General features: G+C 65.3%; 19 protein-coding genes. 12 read left to right on the top strand and 7 right to left on the bottom strand.

What is annotated here, in order from left to right:
- Positions 1-163 precede the first annotated feature (163 nt).
- Both IC232_RS17000 and IC232_RS17005 read left to right on the top strand, forming a co-directional pair.
- Positions 164-805, top strand: coding sequence for a DUF1007 family protein (locus IC232_RS17000; protein WP_190846164.1), 642 nt, complete (start codon positions 164-166; stop codon positions 803-805).
- Positions 796-1,812 (top strand): nickel/cobalt transporter, encoded by a 1,017-nt coding sequence (locus IC232_RS17005; protein WP_190846165.1) that lies wholly within the window; start codon positions 796-798, stop codon positions 1,810-1,812. Before IC232_RS17000 ends, IC232_RS17005 begins: the two co-directional genes overlap by 10 nt.
- On the opposite strand, the gene IC232_RS17010 is transcribed toward IC232_RS17005, so the two are convergent.
- The gene (locus tag IC232_RS17010; protein WP_190846166.1) at positions 1,809-3,407 is read right to left on the bottom strand and encodes a gamma-glutamyltransferase family protein; all 1,599 of its coding nucleotides are present in this window, start codon (positions 3,405-3,407) and stop codon (positions 1,809-1,811) included. The two genes, IC232_RS17005 and IC232_RS17010, sit on opposite strands and share 4 nt — an antisense overlap.
- Positions 3,408-3,555: 148 nt before the next feature.
- Between IC232_RS17010 and IC232_RS17015 the strand changes: the two genes are divergently transcribed.
- On the top strand, positions 3,556-3,753 hold the full coding sequence (locus IC232_RS17015) for a hypothetical protein (RefSeq protein ID WP_190846208.1): 198 nt from the start codon (positions 3,556-3,558) through the stop codon (positions 3,751-3,753).
- Between the two features lie 141 nt (positions 3,754-3,894).
- Here IC232_RS17015 and IC232_RS17020 read toward each other — a convergent pair whose 3' ends face one another.
- The 3 genes from IC232_RS17020 to IC232_RS17030 all read right to left on the bottom strand — a co-directional run bounded on the left by IC232_RS17020 (position 3,895) and on the right by IC232_RS17030 (position 7,607).
- Positions 3,895-4,272 carry a DUF1850 domain-containing protein gene (locus IC232_RS17020; protein ID WP_190846167.1) on the bottom strand — a complete coding sequence of 126 codons (378 nt, stop codon included), beginning with the start codon at positions 4,270-4,272 and terminating at the stop codon, positions 3,895-3,897.
- Positions 4,272-6,563 carry a TRAP transporter permease gene (locus IC232_RS17025; protein WP_190846168.1) on the bottom strand — a complete coding sequence of 764 codons (2,292 nt, stop codon included), beginning with the start codon at positions 6,561-6,563 and terminating at the stop codon, positions 4,272-4,274. Before IC232_RS17025 ends, IC232_RS17020 begins: the two co-directional genes overlap by 1 nt.
- A gap of 87 nt (positions 6,564-6,650) precedes the next feature.
- Positions 6,651-7,607 (bottom strand): TAXI family TRAP transporter solute-binding subunit, encoded by a 957-nt coding sequence (locus tag IC232_RS17030; RefSeq protein WP_190846209.1) that lies wholly within the window; start codon positions 7,605-7,607, stop codon positions 6,651-6,653.
- A 168-nt stretch (positions 7,608-7,775) separates the two neighbouring features.
- Between IC232_RS17030 and IC232_RS17035 the strand changes: the two genes are divergently transcribed.
- From IC232_RS17035 to IC232_RS17060, 6 genes are all read left to right on the top strand, one after another.
- Entirely contained in the window at positions 7,776-9,353 is a 1,578-nt protein-coding gene (locus IC232_RS17035; protein ID WP_190846169.1) for a glucan biosynthesis protein, read from the top strand.
- Positions 9,354-9,551: 198 nt separating this feature from the next.
- Complete coding sequence (locus IC232_RS17040) at positions 9,552-9,719, top strand: hypothetical protein (RefSeq protein WP_190846170.1); 168 nt, start codon at positions 9,552-9,554, stop codon at positions 9,717-9,719.
- A gap of 3 nt (positions 9,720-9,722) precedes the next feature.
- A complete protein-coding gene (gene aztA / locus IC232_RS17045; RefSeq protein ID WP_190846171.1) occupies positions 9,723-10,472 on the top strand; it encodes a zinc ABC transporter ATP-binding protein AztA in 750 nt (249 codons plus the stop codon).
- A 14-nt stretch (positions 10,473-10,486) separates the two neighbouring features.
- Entirely contained in the window at positions 10,487-11,353 is an 867-nt protein-coding gene (locus tag IC232_RS17050; RefSeq protein WP_190846172.1) for a metal ABC transporter permease, read from the top strand.
- A gap of 20 nt (positions 11,354-11,373) precedes the next feature.
- Positions 11,374-12,297 carry a metal ABC transporter substrate-binding protein gene (locus IC232_RS17055; protein WP_190846173.1) on the top strand — a complete coding sequence of 308 codons (924 nt, stop codon included), beginning with the start codon at positions 11,374-11,376 and terminating at the stop codon, positions 12,295-12,297.
- A 213-nt stretch (positions 12,298-12,510) separates the two neighbouring features.
- A complete protein-coding gene (locus IC232_RS17060) occupies positions 12,511-13,473 on the top strand; it encodes a CobW family GTP-binding protein (protein ID WP_190846174.1) in 963 nt (320 codons plus the stop codon).
- Positions 13,474-13,506: 33 nt separating this feature from the next.
- Here the strand turns inward: IC232_RS17060 and IC232_RS17065 are convergent, their stop codons facing one another.
- Positions 13,507-13,749 carry a hypothetical protein gene (locus IC232_RS17065; RefSeq protein WP_190846175.1) on the bottom strand — a complete coding sequence of 81 codons (243 nt, stop codon included), beginning with the start codon at positions 13,747-13,749 and terminating at the stop codon, positions 13,507-13,509.
- 171 nt (positions 13,750-13,920) lie between these two features.
- On the opposite strand from IC232_RS17065, the gene IC232_RS17070 reads away from it, so the two are divergent.
- The 3 genes from IC232_RS17070 to IC232_RS17080 are packed head-to-tail and all read left to right on the top strand — an operon-like array spanning position 13,921 to position 15,751.
- Positions 13,921-14,928, top strand: a complete 1,008-nt coding sequence (locus IC232_RS17070) for a WD40 repeat domain-containing protein (RefSeq protein ID WP_190846176.1) — start codon at positions 13,921-13,923, stop codon at positions 14,926-14,928.
- An 8-nt stretch (positions 14,929-14,936) separates the two neighbouring features.
- A complete protein-coding gene (locus IC232_RS17075) occupies positions 14,937-15,215 on the top strand; it encodes a hypothetical protein (protein WP_190846177.1) in 279 nt (92 codons plus the stop codon).
- An 11-nt stretch (positions 15,216-15,226) separates the two neighbouring features.
- Positions 15,227-15,751 carry a DUF2937 family protein gene (locus IC232_RS17080; protein WP_190846178.1) on the top strand — a complete coding sequence of 175 codons (525 nt, stop codon included), beginning with the start codon at positions 15,227-15,229 and terminating at the stop codon, positions 15,749-15,751.
- 6 nt (positions 15,752-15,757) lie between these two features.
- Here the strand turns inward: IC232_RS17080 and IC232_RS17085 are convergent, their stop codons facing one another.
- Complete coding sequence (locus tag IC232_RS17085) at positions 15,758-16,096, bottom strand: hypothetical protein (RefSeq protein ID WP_190846179.1); 339 nt, start codon at positions 16,094-16,096, stop codon at positions 15,758-15,760.
- Between the two features lie 56 nt (positions 16,097-16,152).
- Positions 16,153-17,580 carry a homospermidine synthase gene (locus IC232_RS17090; RefSeq protein ID WP_190846180.1) on the bottom strand — a complete coding sequence of 476 codons (1,428 nt, stop codon included), beginning with the start codon at positions 17,578-17,580 and terminating at the stop codon, positions 16,153-16,155.
- Positions 17,581-17,783: the final 203 nt, after the last annotated feature.

Below are 17,783 nucleotides of genomic sequence, written 5' to 3' on the forward strand. Positions count from 1 at the left end.
CTCGTTTTTATGGAATATGTCAGTAATGCTGACATAAATGCCGAAGCCCGTCAATCGAGCTCCCTCGGTCACGCCTTTGTTTCGCCTCTGTTAACCATACAACGCTCATATCGCCTCTCATCACCGGCCTTCGCCGGGAGCGTCGCTGTTCCAGAGTCACCACATGACACGCCATCTCGGTCTGAAATCCGCCCTGACGGCCCTGTGTTTGGGCCTGTCCGCGCCGGCCCTCGCGCATCCGCATGTGTGGATCACCGCCAAGGCGGAGGTTGTCTTCGCCCCCGACGGACGGGTGACGGGCGTTCGCCACCACTGGACCTTCGACGAGGCTTACACGGCTTATGTCACGCAAGGTTTGGACAAGAACAACGACGGGAAGCTGGCGCCGGAAGAGCTGCAGGAGCTCGCCGACGAGAACGCCGCCTCCCTCAACGAATTCGACTATTTCACGGTGCTGAAGGCGCGCGGCAAGCCCCAGACCTTCGACGCGCCGCGGGAGGCCCGGATGAGCATGGAGAAGACGCAAGTGTCCATGTCCTTCCTCCTGCCCCTCAAGGCGCCGGTGGCGCCCTCGGGCGCCGTGTCCATCGAGATCGAGGACCCGACCTTCTTCGTCTATTTCAGCCTGACGGAAGGCCAGGCGGCCATCTCGCTGGCCAATGCGCCCCAGGGCTGTGTAACCAGTATCGCCAAGGCCAAGCCGCTTGATTCCACCATGCAGCAAATCCTGCAGGACGAGGGCGCCATCCAGCCGCAGGATATCGGCATCGAATATTCCAACAGGGCCATCATCGCATGTCCCTGACCTCCGACGCCCCTGCCCTTCCGAGCACTGGACGGGTGCTGCTGTGGCGGCGCCTCGGTATCATGCTGGCAGCCATCGCAATCGTGGCCGCCGTAATGGGGTTGATCGGCCTGTGGCTCGGTCCGGTGAGCAAACCGCCGCCGCGCAATCCGTTCGGCATGGGCCTGCGGGAAGCGACGCCCTCCGGCAGCATCGGTGCCTGGATCCTGTCGGTTCAATCCGACTTCTATGGGAGCCTGAGAGCCAGCGTGCGGGAGCTGAAGGAAAACGGCTCGGCCTTTCTCCCTCTTCTGCTCGTCGGCTTCGCCTATGGCATCTTCCACGCTGCCGGCCCCGGCCATGGCAAGGGCGTGATCTCGGCCTATCTGGTGGCCGACGAAAAGGCGCTGCGCAAAGGCTTCCTCCTGAGTCTGGCGGCTGCCCTGGTGCAGGCGCTGGTGGCCATCGGCATCGTGTCGCTCGTGAGCCTCGTTCTGCGCGCCACCGCCTCCACCATGAACAAACTTGCCCTGAACGTGGAGTTGGCGAGCTTCGTTGCGGTCGCCCTGCTCGGCGCCGTCATAACCTGGCGCAAGGCCGGTAAGGTTCTGGGCGTCCTGGCGCTTGCGCGCAATCCCTTCGCCCCGGTGCAGGAGAATTGCGATCACGCCCACCTGCCGCCTCCTGAAGAGCTCAGCCGTCTCACACGCTGGCGCGACATGGCGGGCGTGGCGATTGCCGCCGGCATCCGCCCCTGCGCAGGCGCCCTCATCGTCCTGGTCTTCGCCCTGTCCCAGGGCCTGTTCGCCGCCGGCATCGCGGCGACCTTCGCCATGGCGCTCGGCACGGCGCTGACCACCAGCGCCATCGCGGCGCTCGCGGTCTTCTTCAAGGCCATGGCCCTTAAGCTCGCGGGCGGCCGCGGAGCCGCAGGCGCCATCGCCATTGCGGGGTTGGAACTGCTCGCCGCCGCCTTCGTGCTGGTGCTGGGCCTCAGCCTTCTCTACGGCCTCTGGACGACCGGCTAGAGCCCCAGCGCTCCGCCATCGGAGCGCGGATCGTGCATGGCCTCGACGCGTCCATTGCGGGGGTGCCTCACCAGCATGCCCGCATGGCCGAAGCGTCCGGAATAAGCCTCGTCCACCTCCTCGATCCGATGGCCGAGCCGTGAGAGGCCGCGGATCAGGCCGGGGTCGAAATGGCTCTCCACCTTCAGCACGGCCTCGCGCTCGCGCGGCTTCGCATCGAGCAGCCAGCGGGGTGCTTCAACCGCGTCCGCCAGCCCCATGCCGGCCTCTGCGTAGCGCGAAAAGATCTGGCTGAGGAACTGCGGTTGGGTTTCGCCGCCCATGGCCCCGAAGGACAGCACTCGTCCATCGTCGAACACCGCCATGGCCGGATTGAGGGAGTGGAGCGGCCGGTGGCCGGGCTCCAGCCGGTTGCGGCTCGCAGGATCGAGCGAGAACGCCGTGCCGCGATTGTGCCAGAGGACCCCCGTCGCCGGGAGCAGGCAGCCGGAGCCATAGGCCCAGAACACGGACTGGATATAGGACACGGCAAGCCCGTCACGGTCGATGGCGCCCATCCAGATCGTGTCCCCTTCGATCGGGCGCGGCAGGGGAAAGGCGGCGGCCCGCTTCATGTCGATGAGGGCAGCCTCCTTTTCCAACGCCTGAGGCGTCAGGAAGGAGGCCGGGTCATGGGCGAGGTTGCGCGGATCGGCCACCACCCGGTCACGGAGGGAGAAGGCGCGCTTTGCGGCCTCGATGAGGGCATGGTGGCGTTCAGGCGTCTCGCCCCGGAGATCCTTGAGGCGCTCGACCATGCCGAGGATCAGCAGGGTGGCCAATCCCTGGCTCGGCGGCGGCAGGTTGTAGATCGTCGAACTCTTCAGCCGGACGGACAGAGGCTCCACCACGCGGGCGCGATAGGTCTCGAGATCCTTGCGGGTGATGGGGCTGCCGATCCGCTCCAGGTCGAGGGCGATCTCCCGCCCCACATCGCCCCGATAGAAATCGGCAAGGCCTGCATGGGAGAGCCGCTCCAGGGTGTCGGCGAGGCGCGGCGTCCGCCTCAGCGTGCCCTCCGGCGCTCTCTTGCCCTCCACCAGAAAGGCCTCGGCAAAACCGGGAACCTCATAGAGGGCGGCTTCCTCGCCGGTCACGAACCGCTCCTCGGAGCGGGAGACCGGGTATCCATCGCGGGCGTGGCTGATGGCATCTCCAAGCAGCAGATCGAGCGGCAGCTGCCCGCCGAGGGCCCGGGACAGTTCGAGCGCGAGGCCCCAACCGCTGACGGCCCCGGCCACGGTCAGCGCCGCATCCGGTCCGCGCGGCGGGATGGCATCATAGCCTTTCTCCCGGTAGCTCTTGATGGTTGCGAGCGAGCCAGCGGGTCCTGAGGCGTCGAGGGCATGGATGCGCCCCTTGGGCTCGCGCACGAGCCAGAACCCGTCTCCGCCAATGCCGTTCATGTGCGGGTAGACCACCGCGACGGTTGCCGCCATGGCGACCATGGCCTCGATAGCGTTACCGCCCGCGGCCAGGATGGTCTGACCGGTCTCGGAGGCGAGATTGTGGGGAGCCGCCACGGCGGCTGTCGAGAAGACGGGGGTTTCGGGCATGGGCTCTTGAATGTAGGGCGCGACAGAATGAGATTCGGGCAGAGCTTGCACCCGAGGGGGCGTTTAGGGTAGTCCCCTGTGCAAGGAATGGAGTGAGGCAGCAGTGGCTCAGGCGAAAAGCACCAACTGGCGCAACGTGATCACCATCATGAGCATCATGATCCTGGTGGGGGCGGAAGTCTTCGGCGTCGCGATCGCCGCCGGCTGGGCCATTGCTGGGCTGTTCGAACTCGGCGACTACGTGGGCTATGCCCTCATGGCCCTGTTCAGCCTGTTTGCCCTCTACATCCTGGCGAACCTCTGGCGCCGCTGCGTGGCCGTCGAGCCTCTGACCGGTCGCGCTTAATCAACATTCGGGAAAATCCATCCCAAGAGCCTCATCCTGAGGAGGTTGCGGAGCGACCGTCTCGAAGGAGGTTCCAGAGAGCACTGAACCCTCCTTCGAGACGCAGGCTGCGTCTGCTTCTCAGGATAAGGGCGGTGTTTGTCAGGGCTGTCGAATGCCCTCGCACACCTTCATCACGATGGGGTCGGCTGCCGCCGGCACATAGGCATCCATGGGACGGCACTCGCCCGCCTTGCAGATCCGCCAGTCCGCCGTGGCTCCCGAGCGGCGCATGACCACCTGGGCTTGCGGCGGCAGGTTCGGCTTCCATAACCAGACGCCATTCTTAAGCCTTGCATCCGGAGGCGGCTCCATCCCGGCGCCTGAGCCGCGCACCCGCGCCTCGACGAGTTCCAAACCCGCAGGACCTGAGCGCCAATCCTCCTCCCAGACGATCTTCTCGACCGAATGGGTCCAGGCCAGGGTGATTGCGCCCGCTAGGAGGGGCGCAATCGCGGAGCCGGCCAGGAGGCAGATCATCAGCTGACGGCGGGCGTGGCGACCCGGCGCGTCTGCCAGACGTGATATCCGACGAAGAGAGCCGAGAGCACGAAGCCGATCTCGTCGGTGAGCGGGATCGCCGCCACGAGGAAGCCCGCGGCCACAGCCGCCCAGATCCGCTCCCACCAGGCCAGAGGCTTCAGGAAGTAGCCCACGGAGGCCACGCCCCAGAGCACCATGGCGAGCGAGGCCTTCACCACGATATAGACCACCGCAAGCCAGTAGCCCGCTCCCTCCAGGCCCGGCACCGGCTGCAGCATCAGGGTCGGGTCATAGACGGCCATGTAGGGAATGACGAAGCCCGGCAGCGCGATCTTCACCGCCTGGATGCCGATCTTGAGGCCGGACTCCTTCGCCATGGGGGCTGCCGCGAAAGCGGCCAGCGCCACCGGCGGCGTCAGGTCCGCCATGATGCCGAAGTAGAACACGAACATGTGCGAGACGATGAGCGGCACATCGAGCTGCAGCAGGATGGGAGCCGCCAGCGACGATGTGATGATGTAGTTCGGGATCGTCGGGATGCCCATGCCGAGGATCAGGCTGAAGATCATGGTGAGCACGAGCGCGGCAAAAATGTTTTCCTTGCCGATGGAGATCATCCAGGTGCCCACGATGGTGCCGAGGCCTGTCAGCGTCATGGTGCCGATCACGATGCCCACCACCGCGCAGGCGAGGCCTACGGGAAGCGCCTGACGCGCGCCGTCCGCCATGGCGTCGATGCAAGCCTGCAAGGTCGTGCGTCCGCGTCCCGTGAACGCGTTCCAAAGCGAGAGCGCCGCAACAACCAGCACGACGAGCGTCACGGTCGAGGCCAGGGAATAGGCAGCCACCAGGGCAAGCCCGATCCAGAACGCGATGCGCAAGGCCGGCGTGCCGAAGCCCGCCGCGATGGCGGTGCCGAGGATCAGCGCGACGGTGAGCGACAGGCCGACCGCGCCGGCGAAAAGGGGCGTGTAACCAGCAAAGAGCAGGTAGACGAGCACGCCGAGCGGGGCGAGGAGGAACCACTTCTTCTTCATCTCCGTCCAGGCATTCGGCAGCTCGGATTTCGGCAGGCCTCTCAGATGGCTCTTGCCGGCCTCCAGATGCACCGCGAGATAGCAGGCTGCGAAATAGAGGATGGCCGGAATGATCGCCGCCTCGACGATCTTCGAGTATGGCACGTCGATGGTCTCGGCCATGATGAAGGCAACCGCACCCATGACCGGCGGCATGATCTGGCCGCCCATCGACGAGGTCGCCTCGACGCCGCCGGCGAAGGCGGACTTGAAGCCGAAGCGCTTCATGAGCGGGATCGTGAACTGGCCCGAGGCCACGACATTGGCAACGCCGGAGCCCGAGACGGTGCCCATGAGCGCAGACGACGCCACGCAGACCTTGCCGGGGCCGCCCTGCTTGTCGCCGAACACCGCCATCGAGATATCGTTGAAGAAATCGATGACGCCGGCCTTTTCCATGAAGGCGCCGAACAGGATGAACAGGAAGATGTAGGTGGCAGACACCAGCGTCGGCGTGCCGTAGATGCCTTCCGTTCCGAACGACATGTGCTCGATCACCTGCTCGAGAGAGTAGCCGCGATGATCGAGAGGCGCCGGCAGGTAATTGCCGAATAGGCAGTAGGACAGGAACAGGCCCGCGACGATCGGAAGGGCCGGACCCATTACGCGCCAGACGAGATAGATGAGGATGGCGAGCGCCGCGATGCCGACGACGAGGTCGAGCGTGGTGAGATCGCCGGCGCGAACGAGCAACTCCTCGTAATTCGCCCAATGATAGAGCCCCACCAGGAAGCTGGCGATGCCGACGATCCAGCCAACGGCGCGTAAGGACGACGAGCCGGAGCGGTGGTTGGCGATCATCGCGCCGGCCACGAGGCACAGGAAGCCCACATGGATGGTGCGCACCACCTGGCTCGGCATGCTGCCTCCGAACCAGAGCACCAGCCCGAACGCCACGGCAACGGCAACCCAGGCCATGGCGCCATCGACGATGCTGCGCCGGCGCACCGCGAGCCCGATCAGCCATGCGGCCCAGGCCACCATGGTGACGGCGAAAAGATGCGTAAGGCTTAAAGACGCGATGAAGGGCTGGTCGAGGGGAATGCCGAAAGAGGTGATGATCTGGAACGTGGAGAAGGAGACCGCAATCCAGAACAGGAGCCTGCCGAGGAAGCCTTCGCCGAAGCTTTCCGGCAAACCGTGTTCCGGGTTCACGGATTCGGATGGCGCTTCCATCTGCGCGAGCTCGGAAGTGTTGACGCCCTGGCTCATCTGCGGCTCCTCACCGATTGTTCTTCTTGTCACGAAAAAGCCGGAGCAGTTCACCTGCCCCGGCTTGATTGTCAATGAAGGCGCAGGTTACGAGCCCTGCTTCTTCACGCCCTTCTCGTCGAAGTAGCGCTGCGCGCCCGGATGCATAGGGACCGGCATGCCGGAGAGTGCGCTTTCCAGCTTGATGTCCTTGGCGGCGGCGTGCGCTGCGGCCAGATCCGGCAGGCTGTCATAGATCGCCTTGGTCATCTGGTAGACGGTCTCATCCTTCACGCCGGAATGGGTGACGAGGTAGTTCACGACGGCCGCCGTCTGCACGGCAGCGGTCTGGCCGCCATAGGTGTTGGCCGGGATCGTCGCCTTGATGTAGGGCGTGCCGACCTTCTCCACGACAGCCGCCGGGATTTCCACCACGACGATCGGCACCGAGGTGGCGAGATCGCGGATCGAGGACACGCCGAGGCCGGCCGATTGCAGGGTGGCGTCGAGCTGGCGGTTCTTCATGAGCTCGACCGACTCGCCGAAGGGCAGATACTCGACCTTGCCGAGATCCTTGTAGGACAGGCCCGCGCCCTGGAGGATCGCCCGGGCGTTGAGCTCGGTGCCGGATTTCGGCGCGCCGACGGAGAGGCGCTTGCCCTTGAGATCAGCCAGCGACTTGATGCCGGATTCCTGCGTGGCCACGATCTGGATGTAGTTGGGATAGATCGCCGTGATGCCGCGCAGCTTGTCCTGCTTAGCTTTGAAGCCGGCCTCCTCGTCGCCGGCCCAGCCCATGGCGAGGCTGTCGCCGAGGGTGAAGCCGATCTCGCCCTTGCCCTGCTGCAGCAGGGTGAGGTTCTCGACGGACGCCTTGGTGGCCTGGACCGACGGACGGGAGCCCTGCACCTTGTCGGTGAAGACCTTGGAGAGCGCGACGCCCAGCGGGTAATAGACGCCGGAGGTGCCGCCGGTCAGGACGTTGATGAAATCCTGGGCTTGGGCCGGGATGCTGGCTCCGGCCAGCGCGGCGGCGGCCGCAGCGCCGATGAGGCGGCGCATGATTGTTCGATGCATAGCGTACTCCCTAATTTACGGCCCAGTCATCGCTGTGCCTGTGTGTGGGGCTACTTTGACCGCTGACGAAGAATTCTCAAGAGGCTAAGAGGGACTTAATCCTGCCACCTTGGTCGGTAGGGGTGCGTCCCTTCACAAAAAGCCATGCGCTCATCCATGATCAATCGCCGCCAGTTCCTCCAGACCGCAACCGCCACGGCCGCCCTGGCCGCCCAGGGCTTTTCCGCCCCCGCCCTGGCGCAGCAGGGCCTGAAGATGGGAGCCCCTGCCCCCTTCTCGTTCGAGGAATTGAAGAAGCGGGCGCAGGACATGGCGCGCTCTCCCTACGTGGCGCCACCGAGCCCCTCCTCGGATGTACTCTACCAGATCGACTATGACGCCCACGGCAAGATCCGGTTCAAGACCGATCTGGCACTCTGGGCCAACGGCCCCAGCGAGTTCCCGGTCACCTTCTTCCACATGGGCCGCTTCTTCCAGAAGCCGGTGCGCATGCACGTGGTCGAGGGGGGACAGGCCCGCGAGATCGTCTACGACAGCGACTACTTCGACATGCCGGCGGATTCGCCCGGCCGGAAGCTCCCCGACAATTCCGGCTTTGCCGGCTTCCGCTTCCAGGAGGCCCGCACCGGCAAGCTCGACTGGAAGAAGAACGACTGGGTGGCCTTCCTCGGCGCCTCCTATTTCCGCGCCATCGGCGAGCTCTACCAGTATGGCCTCTCCGCCCGTGGTCTTGCGGTCGACGTGGCGGTGTTCGGCAAGAACGAGGAGTTCCCCGACTTCACCCACGTCTATTTCGAGACGCCTCAAGCAGGCTCGAACACGGTCACGGTCTACGCGCTCCTCGACGGTCCGAGCGTCGCCGGCGCCTACCGCTTCGTGATGCAGCGGGCCTCCGCGATCATCATGGACATCGACAGCGCGGTCTACATGCGCCAGGACGTGAGCCGGTTAGGCCTCGCGCCGCTCACCTCCATGTACTGGTACTCGGAGAAGGCCAAGACTACAGCGGTGGACTGGCGCCCGGAGATCCACGACTCGGACGGTCTGGCCCTGTTGACCGGCACCGGCGAGCGCATCTGGCGACCCCTCAACAACCCGCCGCGCACCATCACCTCGGCCTTTGCCGACGAGAACCCGAAGGGCTTCGGCCTGCTCCAGCGCGACCGGAACTTCGATCATTATCTCGACGGCGTTTATTACGACCGGCGCCCCTCTCTCTGGATCGAGCCGCAGGGCACCTGGGGCCGTGGCTCCATCCAGCTCGTGGAGATCCCGACCGACGACGAGATCCATGACAACATCGTGGCCATGTGGGTGCCGGCCGACCCGGTCCGGGCCGGTCAGGCGCTCGAACTGCGCTACCGCATGCACTGGTCGGCGGAGGAGCCCTATCCGACGCCGCTCGCCCGGGTGATCGCCACCCGTTTCGGCAATGGCGGCCAGGCCGGCACCGACCGGCCGAAGGGCGTGCGCAAATTCATGGTGGAGTTCATCGGCCAGCCCCTGACCCGGCTGCCGAGCGGGGTGATCCCCCGGCCCGTGCTCACCGCCTCCCGGGGCGAGTTCTCGAACATCCTCACCGAGGCGGTCCCGAACAACGTGCCCGGCCATTGGCGCACCCAATTCGACCTGACCGTGACCGGAACCGAACCGGTGGAGATGCGCTGCTACCTGCGCAACGAGAACGAGGTCCTGAGCGAGACCTGGCTGTACCAGTACCATCCAGCTTTCTAAGGCATCGGACCCAAAAGTGGATTTGCAGTTTTGGAACTCATCCGATGCCTCCTCCTTCAAGAGAGCATCGTTGAGCGCGGACCGAGCGGGCCGCACGATGCGCTCGGATTAACCCTGCAAAGCCATGCTGTTGAAGGGGGCGTATAAAATACTATACGCCTCTGGAAATCGCACGCGGATGGGTTTATGTAGGAGGTCATGTCACATGGCCATCACCATCACAGCCACACGCATGCCCACGCACATCGGGCAGTCGCGGCTGCTCCGACCTTCTCGCTCCTGCGCCTCTCGGTCGGGCAGCGATTGGCTGGAACCTCCGTCGTCCTGGCGGGCTTGTGGCTGATGGTTCTCGGCGTGATGGGGTAGCGCATGACTTTAGCATCCACTGTCGTCCGGTTCGATGAAGTCACCCTCGGTTATGGCCGCAGGCCCGCCGTGCATCACCTCGATGGAGAGATCCCGGCCGGCAGCCTCATGGCCGTGGTCGGGCCGAACGGAGCCGGCAAGTCCACCCTGCTCAAAGGCATCGTCGGGACGCTCAAGCCGCTTGACGGCCATATCCGCCTCAAGGGCCCCGCCTCGGGCATCGCCTACCTGCCTCAAGCCGCCGAGATCGACCGGTCGTTCCCGCTCTCCGTCTACGATCTCGTGGCCATGGGCCTCTGGACCCGCTCCGGCCTGTTCGGCGGCATCTCGCGCCGCGACCGCACCAGAATCGAAGAGGCGCTGGCGGCCGTGGGCCTGATCGGCTTCGAGCGCCGTCCTATTTCCACCTTGTCGGGCGGGCAGATGCAGCGAGCGCTGTTCGCACGCCTCCTGCTCCAGGATGCTCCGGTGATCCTGCTGGACGAGCCCTTCACGGCCATCGATGCCAAGACCACCGCCGACCTGCTCGCTCTCGTCCGCCGCTGGCATGACGAGTCCCGCACGGTCGTGGCCGTGCTGCACGATCTCGACATGGTCCGCCGCACCTTCCCGCAGACCCTGCTCATCGCCCGCGAGCCTGTGGCCTGGGGTGAGACCGGCGAGGTCTTGAGCCCGGAGAATCTCCTGAGGGCCCGGCGCATGGTCGAGGCGCACGATCCCCATGCGGATGTGTGCCACCGCAGCGCCGCCTAAGACCGTCCGCTCCCATGCTCGACCTGCTCTACGCGCCTTTCGCCGAATTCGAATTCATGCAGCGCGCCCTCGTGGGCGTGATCGCCATTGCCTTGGGCGGTGGACCGGTCGGCGTCTTCCTGATGCTGCGGCGCATGAGCCTCACCGGGGACGCCATGGCCCACGCCATCCTGCCGGGCGCCGCCGTGGGCTATCTGCTCGCCGGCCTCTCCCTGCCGGCCATGACGGTCGGCGGCTTGTTCGCGGGCGTGATCGTGGCGGTCGCGGCGGGCCTCGTCTCGCGCTTCACGGCGCTCAAGGAAGACGCGTCGCTCGCGGCCTTCTACCTCCTCTCCCTGGCGCTCGGCGTTACCATCGTGTCCCTGCGCGGCTCGAACGTGGACCTGCTGCACGTGCTCTTCGGCACGGTCCTGGCGCTCGACGACAGCACGCTTCTGCTGCTCGCTTCCATCTCGACCGCCACCGTGCTAGCGCTGGCGGTGCTCTACCGCCCGCTCGTGCTCGAATGCGTGGACCCGATCTTCCTGCGCTCGGTGAGCCGCTCCGGCACGCCCACGCACCTGATCTTTCTCGGCCTCGTGGTCATGAACCTGGTCGGCGGCTTTCATGCGCTCGGGACCCTGCTGGCGGTGGGGATGATGATGCTGCCGGCGGCCGCCTCCCGCTTCTGGACCAGCGACATCACCATGATGATGATCGTCTCCATCGCGGTCGGCATCGTCTCAGGATTCAGCGGCCTGCTGCTCTCCTTCCATGCGGAACTGCCCGCCGGTCCGGCGATCATCCTCTCGGCCGGCGCCATCTACGTCGTTTCCCTCGTGCTCGGCCGCGAAGGCGGCCTTCTGTGGCTCGCCTGGCCCGGCCGGCATCTGGAAGCCTGACCTCTCAAAAGGATCGACCCATGCTGACGAGAAGAACTGCCGTGTCCCTGCTGGCAGGATGCCTCACCCTTGCCGCGTCCGCGCTTCCCGCAGCCGCTCAGACGGCCGAGAAGCTGAAGGTCGTCGCCACCTTCTCGATCCTCGGCGACATGGTGCGCAACATCGGCGGTGAGCGCATCGAACTGGTGACCCTCGTCGGCCCGAACGGCGATGCCCATGTCTATTCGCCGACACCGGCAGATGGGCGCCGCCTGACGGAAGCGAAGGTCGTCCTCACCAATGGACTCAAGTTCGAAGGCTGGATCGACCGGCTCGTCAAATCCTCGGGCACGAAGGCTGCAAGGGTCGAAGCCGCCAAGGGTGTGACGCCGCTGAAGGGTGAGGAAAGCGGCCACGGCCATCATCACGATCACGGCAGCTCCGATCCGCACGCCTGGCAGAGCATCGGCAATGCCAAGATCTATGTGGCCAACATCCGGGATGCGCTGATCGCCGCCGATGCGCCGGGCAAGGGCACCTACGAGGCCAATGCGAGCGCCTATCTCAAGCAGCTCGACCAACTGGAAGCAGAGGTGAAGAACCTGGTGGCGCGCATTCCCGCCGAGCGCCGCCGGATCATCACCTCCCACGATGCCTTCCGCTATTTCGAGGCGGCCTACGGCATCGACTTCGTGTCGCCCCAGGGCGTCTCCACCGAGTCCGAGGCCTCGGCCAAGGACGTGGCCCGGATCATCCAGCAGATCAAGCGCGAGACAATCGCCGCCGTCTTCGTGGAGAACGTCTCCGATGCCCGCCTCATGGAGCGCATCGCCAAGGAGACCGGCGCGAAAGTCGGGTCCCAGGTCTATTCCGACGCCCTGTCCGAGCCCAGCGGCCCGGCCGGTACTTACATTGACATGATGCGACACAATATAAGGGCTTTCAGCGCGGCTTTGTCGAGCTGACTGTTTCCTACCCTCCCACGGATCTTGGGTGTTCCCAAGATCCGACTAGCTGTGCAAACCGGGAACACCCGGCTTGCATGGGGGAGGGTCGCGAGCATCGCGAGCGGGGTGGGGTGGAAACTCGACCTCCCGGTGTTCGTGCCACCACCCCACCTCGGCCTGTTCGGCCGATCCTCCCCCTCAAGGGGAGGATGAACGTTGCGGATGAACGCGATGACCGACAAGATCCCCGTCACCGTCCTCACAGGCTATCTCGGCGCCGGCAAGACCACCCTTCTCAACCGCATCCTCACCGAGCAGCACGGCAAGAAATATGCCGTGATCGTCAACGAGTTCGGCGAGATCGGCATCGACAACGAGCTCGTTGTCGGCGCCGATGAGGAAGTGTTCGAGATGAACAACGGGTGCATCTGCTGCACCGTGCGCGGCGACCTGATCCGCATCCTCGACGGGCTGATGAAGCGAAAAGGAAAGTTCGACGCCATCATCGTCGAGACCACGGGCCTTGCCGATCCGGCCCCCGTCGCCCAGACCTTCTTCATGGACCAGGACGTCTCCGACGCCGCCCGCCTCGATGCGGTAGTGACGGTGGCCGATGCCAAGTGGCTGTCCGACCGGCTCAAGGATGCGCCCGAAGCCAAGAACCAGATCGCGTTCGCGGACGTGATCATCCTCAACAAGATCGATCTCGTGTCCGAGCAGGAGCTTACGGAGGTCGAGGCCCGCATCCGCGCCATCAATCCCTACGCCAAGCTCCATCGCACGCAGAACGCGGCGATCCCCATCTCCGAGGTGCTCGACCGCAAGGCCTTCGATCTCGACCGCATCATGGAGATCGAGCCCAGCTTCCTGGAAGAGGGCCACCACCATCATCACGACGAGGAGATGCAGTCCGTCGCCGTGCACCACGATGGCGAGGTCGACCCGGAGAAGTTCATGCCGTGGATCTCGAACCTGACCCAGGTCGAGGGCCCGAACATCCTGCGCTGCAAGGGTATTGTTGCCTTCCCGGACGAGCCGAAGCGCTTCGTGTTCCAGGGCGTTCACATGATCCTGGACGGCGACGTGCAGGGCGAGTGGAAGCCGGGCGAGAAGCACACCTCCAAGGTCGTGTTCATCGGCCGCGACCTGAACGAGAAAGCGATCCGCGAAGGCTTCCTCGCCTGCGTGGTGTGAGGGAAGCGGGAAGGTTCGACGAGGGTTTGCGGCTCAGCTGGCGGCGGCACTCGCTTTCGCCAAGCAGTCCCTGACATAGGTTTTGCGGGCAGCCATCATCTGCTCGCGAACCTCAGGAAGCGTCCTGACGCCGGTCCTGTAGGTCAGGCGGGCGTCCCTTTCGCAGGCAGCCTTCAGAACCTCCCTCGCCGATTTGGCGTCGCCCTGCTCCTGGGCGGCAAGGCCCACGGGGATGGTGATCGCGATCGTAAGGGTGATCAGAGGTAAGATCCGCATAATGTTGCTCATGATTTAAGAACGCGCATCATGGGTCCGGCGTCCCGCCGGGTCTAAGGGGCAAAGGTCTTAGCTCTTCCGGCCATCTACCCTGCCGGCCCCGGCGTCACGACGATCTTTCTCCCGTTTTGCCGATTTGTGCTATGGGCAGCCATCTGAAGGAATTGCTCAATGACTGCAGGAACCGCTCCATCCCTGACGCAAAGCGTGCTGCCCTTGAATGCGGGCGCGCATGTGACGGCCATCGGCTGGATGAAGGGCACGCTGGCCCTCGGCCTTGGCGACGGCGGCGTGGTGCTGGCGAAGGACGGCGAGCCCCATCGCGTCGAGGCGCATCCGGATGCGGGGATTCTGGCCGGAGCCTGCGATGGCGAACGCTTCGTCACCGGCGGTGACGACGGCCGTGTGGCCGTCACGGGGGCTGACGGCTCCACCAAGACCCTGGCGGAAAGCAAAGGCGCCTGGATCGACGCCCTCGCCGTCAATGCGGGGGGCGCCTTCGCCTATGCGGCCGGCAAGCGCGTCATCGCCCGGGACGACAAGGGACGGGAGAAGAGTCTCGAGGTTCCCTCCAGCGCGCGCGGCCTTGCCTTCGCGCCCAAGGGCTACCGACTGGCGATCTCGCATTACAACGGCGCCACCCTGTGGTTTCCCAACGTGGAGGCGAAGCCCGAGGGGCTCGAATGGAAGGGCTCGCACATCGACGTCACCTGGTCGCCGGATGCCCGCTTCGTGGTGACCTCCATGCAGGAGAACGCGCTCCACGGCTGGCGGCTCATCCCCGACAAGGGGCACATGCGCATGAGCGGCTATCCGTCGAAGACGCGCTCCTTCGCCTGGTCCGGCGACGGGAAATGGCTCGCCACCTCCGGGGCGGAAGCCGCCATCATCTGGCCCTTCGAGTCGAAGGAAGGCCCCATGGGCAAGGCGCCCCGGGAATGTGGCGTCAGACCGGCCAAGGTCAGCCGGGTGGCTTTCCACCCGAACACCTATGTGCTGGCGGTGGGCTACGAGGACGGCTGCATCCTGCTGATCCGCCTCAACGATGCCTCCGAGCTTCTGGTACGCCCGGCCGTCAAGGAGAGCGGCATCACGGCCATGGCCTGGGACAAGGGGGGCCGCCGCCTCGCCTTCGGGTGCGAGGACGGGCAGGCCGGCATCCTGACCCTGCCCGCATGAGGTCGCCGGTGGCTCTCTTCGGCGCCTTCATGCGGGGAACATTCGGTCTGCCCAATCCTGACAAGCAAGCCATCGACCGGGTGAAGGAACTCGCCCGCTCGGCCCTTCGGGGCTCGCCGGATATGGCTTTCGCGGTCAACGAGATCGCCTGCAACGATCCCGGCTGCCCCGGTCTCGAGACGGTCATCCTCGTGATGGAGCCGGGGCAGAAGACACGCGCTCTGAAGGTCCCCAAGCCCCTCGACGAGGTCGTGGAACAGGATATCCTCGCCGCTCTTAAAGGCTGAGGAGGCCAGGCTTGTCCCGGATCGTCCGCATCATCGCTTTCGGCCTGGGCCTGCTCGGCGGCGTCACCGCCTCGCAGGGGCCGGAATTCGCCCAGCAATATCGTCAGCGTCTCGGCGGCGCGATCGACGAACTGCGGCAGGTGATCACCCGCTTCGACGGGGATGCGCAAGCGAGCGGCGAGACGCGGGAGAGCGCGATCGCGCGCCTGCGCTCCAACTCAGACGATTTCGTCAGCCGCCAGGGCGCGGCCATGCAGGCCAATGTAGAGCGCCTGGGCCGACTTGAATCCCATCACATGGCGATGCTGGAGGCCGGCTCCTTTTCCCGCGTCGCCCTGATGGTCCGCGACGGCGATACGGACATCATGGAAGCCGTCTCCCGCGACTTCGAGCCGGCCCTGCCGGTTACCGAGGAAGGCATCCTTTCCGCAGCCGCCGGCTTCATCGCCGTCTGGGGCGGACTGCTTCTACTGGCGGGCTTCCTGCGCAGCCTGTTTCGGCGCCGTTGCCGGCCGCAGAACCCGGTTCAGGTCTGAGGGCCTTCAGGCCTCCCGCTCCGGTTTGCCGGACAGAACCACATAGAAGCCCAGGCCGTCCTGCGCCGGCAGGGTCTGCAGCCGGTCGATCCAGCCACGCTTCTTGGCCTCGAGCAGCGCCTTGCCGACCGGCTGGAACAGCGTCTCGCCCCCGCCCTCCGGGGGCGGATCGAGCCGAATGGCCACCGCCTTGGCCTGAGCGAAGCGGCTGCGCTCCAGCATATCCTGGATCGAGGCAGCCGCCTTCTCCCGCGAGGCTCCGCGCAGGTCGAGCACGGAATCGGCATCGGTGACGCCGAGGCCGCCACGGAGCTTGCTGGCGTAGAATTCGTCGAAATGGGGCATGCGGGCGTGCTCTATATCGATCCTGGCCGGCTCAAGGCCGGCCAGGATGTTGATCCTTACCGCACCAGAACGTTCCGGAACTGCCACGGATCGGACGAATCGATGTCCTCCGGGAAGAAGCCGGGACGGTCGGTGAGCGGGGTCCAATCGGTATAATAACCGTTCACCGGGCCAAGATAGGGCAGCTGCACCTCGAGGCAGCGGCGGAAGTCCATCTCGTCGGCCTCGACGATGCCGGCATTCGGGTTCTCCAGAGCCCAAACCATGCCGGCGAGCACCGCGGAGGTCACCTGGAGGCCGGTGGCGTTCTGGTAAGGCGCCACGCGACGGGTTTCCTCGATGGAAAGCTGCGAGCCGTACCAATAGGCGTTCTTGCCGTGGCCGTAGAGCAGCACGCCGAGCTCGTCGACGCCGTCCACGATCTCGTTCTCGTCGAGGATGTGCTGCTCCTCCTGGAACTTGCCGGCGCTGCCGAACATCTCGTGCAGCGAGAGCACAGCCTCGTTGCAGGGATGATAGGCGTAGTGGCAGGTCGGGCGGTACACGGCCTTCCCGTTGTCGCGCACGGTGTAATAATCCGAGATCGAGATCGACTCGTTGTGCGTGACCAGGAAGCCGTATTGCGGACCGGGCGTCGGGCACCAGGTGCGCACCCGGGTATTGGCGCCGGGCTGGAGCAGGTAGATCGCCTGCGCATCCGGTCCGAGCGTGCCGGCATTCTCCGGCATCCATTGTTCGTGCGTGCCCCAGCCGAGTTCGGCCGGCTGCAGGCCCTCCGACACGAAGCCGTCCACCGACCAGGTGTTCACGAAGACGCCCATGGGCTTCTCGGACTTGGCGCGCTGCGTGTCGCGCTCGGCGATGTGGATGCCCTTCACGCCCACCTGCTGCGCCAAGCGCGCCCAGTCTTCGCGGCTCTTCGGCTCGTCATAAGCAATGCCGAGGTCGCCCGCGACGTTCACCAGCGCCTGCTTGACGAACCAGGACACCATGCCCGGATTGGCGCCGCAGCAGGACACTGCCGTGGTGCCGCCCGGATTGCGCTTGCGCGCGTCCATGGTGATCTCGCGGAGCGCGAAGTTCGTGCGCGATTCCGGCCCCTTGCTCTTGTCGAAATAGAACCCGGCCCACGGCTCGTTCACGGTGTCGATGTAGAAGCAGTCGAGGGAACGGCACAGCTCCATGATGTCGACCGAGGACGTGTCCACCGAGAGGTTGACGCAGAAGCCCTGCCCGCCGCCGGCCGTGAGCAGCGGGGTGAGCAGCTCGCGGTAATTGTCCTTGGTCACAGCCTGCTGGATGAACCGGATGCCGCGCTCGTCGAGGAGTTCCTTGTGCTTCTCCTGCGGATCGATGACCACGAAGCGGCTCTTGTCATACTCGAAGTGGCGTTCGATGAGCGGCAGGGTGCCCTGGCCGATCGAGCCGAAGCCGATCATGACAATGGGGCCGCTGATGCGGCCGTGAACGGGCCAAGTGGTCATCGGGTCTGTCTCCTTCACGAAAGCAGCGATGGAAAATGGGTAACGCCGGATGGCGGATTTGGCCGCATCTAGGATTGCGGAGCCCCCGGGGTCAATGCCCAGGGGTCCAGATGCGGATCGAAGGGCAATTTCCCCTGAGGACCACGAAGGCAGCGTGACAGACGTCATTACAGCCATGCGGATTTCGCCCTCGACATCGCGCA

The organism is Microvirga sp. (assembly GCF_014699075.1).
Classification (GTDB): domain Bacteria; phylum Pseudomonadota; class Alphaproteobacteria; order Rhizobiales; family Beijerinckiaceae; genus Microvirga.

Excerpts from the sequence above, each read along its gene's own strand:
- IC232_RS17090 (WP_190846180.1), bottom strand. The coding sequence starts at position 17,580 with ATGACCACTTGGCCCGTTCACGGCCGCATCAGCGGCCCCATTGTCATG.
- IC232_RS17065 (WP_190846175.1), bottom strand. The coding sequence starts at position 13,749 with ATGCGGATCTTACCTCTGATCACCCTTACGATCGCGATCACCATCCCC.
- IC232_RS17000 (WP_190846164.1), top strand. The coding sequence starts at position 164 with ATGACACGCCATCTCGGTCTGAAATCCGCCCTGACGGCCCTGTGTTTG.
- IC232_RS17010 (WP_190846166.1), bottom strand. The coding sequence starts at position 3,407 with ATGCCCGAAACCCCCGTCTTCTCGACAGCCGCCGTGGCGGCTCCCCAC.
- IC232_RS17060 (WP_190846174.1), top strand. The coding sequence starts at position 12,511 with ATGACCGACAAGATCCCCGTCACCGTCCTCACAGGCTATCTCGGCGCC.
- IC232_RS17035 (WP_190846169.1), top strand. The coding sequence starts at position 7,776 with ATGATCAATCGCCGCCAGTTCCTCCAGACCGCAACCGCCACGGCCGCC.
- IC232_RS17050 (WP_190846172.1), top strand. The coding sequence starts at position 10,487 with ATGCTCGACCTGCTCTACGCGCCTTTCGCCGAATTCGAATTCATGCAG.
- IC232_RS17015 (WP_190846208.1), top strand. The coding sequence starts at position 3,556 with ATGAGCATCATGATCCTGGTGGGGGCGGAAGTCTTCGGCGTCGCGATC.
- IC232_RS17085 (WP_190846179.1), bottom strand. The coding sequence starts at position 16,096 with ATGCCCCATTTCGACGAATTCTACGCCAGCAAGCTCCGTGGCGGCCTC.
- IC232_RS17070 (WP_190846176.1), top strand. The coding sequence starts at position 13,921 with ATGACTGCAGGAACCGCTCCATCCCTGACGCAAAGCGTGCTGCCCTTG.
- IC232_RS17020 (WP_190846167.1), bottom strand. The coding sequence starts at position 4,272 with ATGATCTGCCTCCTGGCCGGCTCCGCGATTGCGCCCCTCCTAGCGGGC.
- IC232_RS17040 (WP_190846170.1), top strand. The coding sequence starts at position 9,552 with ATGTCACATGGCCATCACCATCACAGCCACACGCATGCCCACGCACAT.
- IC232_RS17005 (WP_190846165.1), top strand. The coding sequence starts at position 796 with ATGTCCCTGACCTCCGACGCCCCTGCCCTTCCGAGCACTGGACGGGTG.
- IC232_RS17055 (WP_190846173.1), top strand. The coding sequence starts at position 11,374 with ATGCTGACGAGAAGAACTGCCGTGTCCCTGCTGGCAGGATGCCTCACC.
- aztA (WP_190846171.1), top strand. The coding sequence starts at position 9,723 with ATGACTTTAGCATCCACTGTCGTCCGGTTCGATGAAGTCACCCTCGGT.
- IC232_RS17025 (WP_190846168.1), bottom strand. The coding sequence starts at position 6,563 with ATGAGCCAGGGCGTCAACACTTCCGAGCTCGCGCAGATGGAAGCGCCA.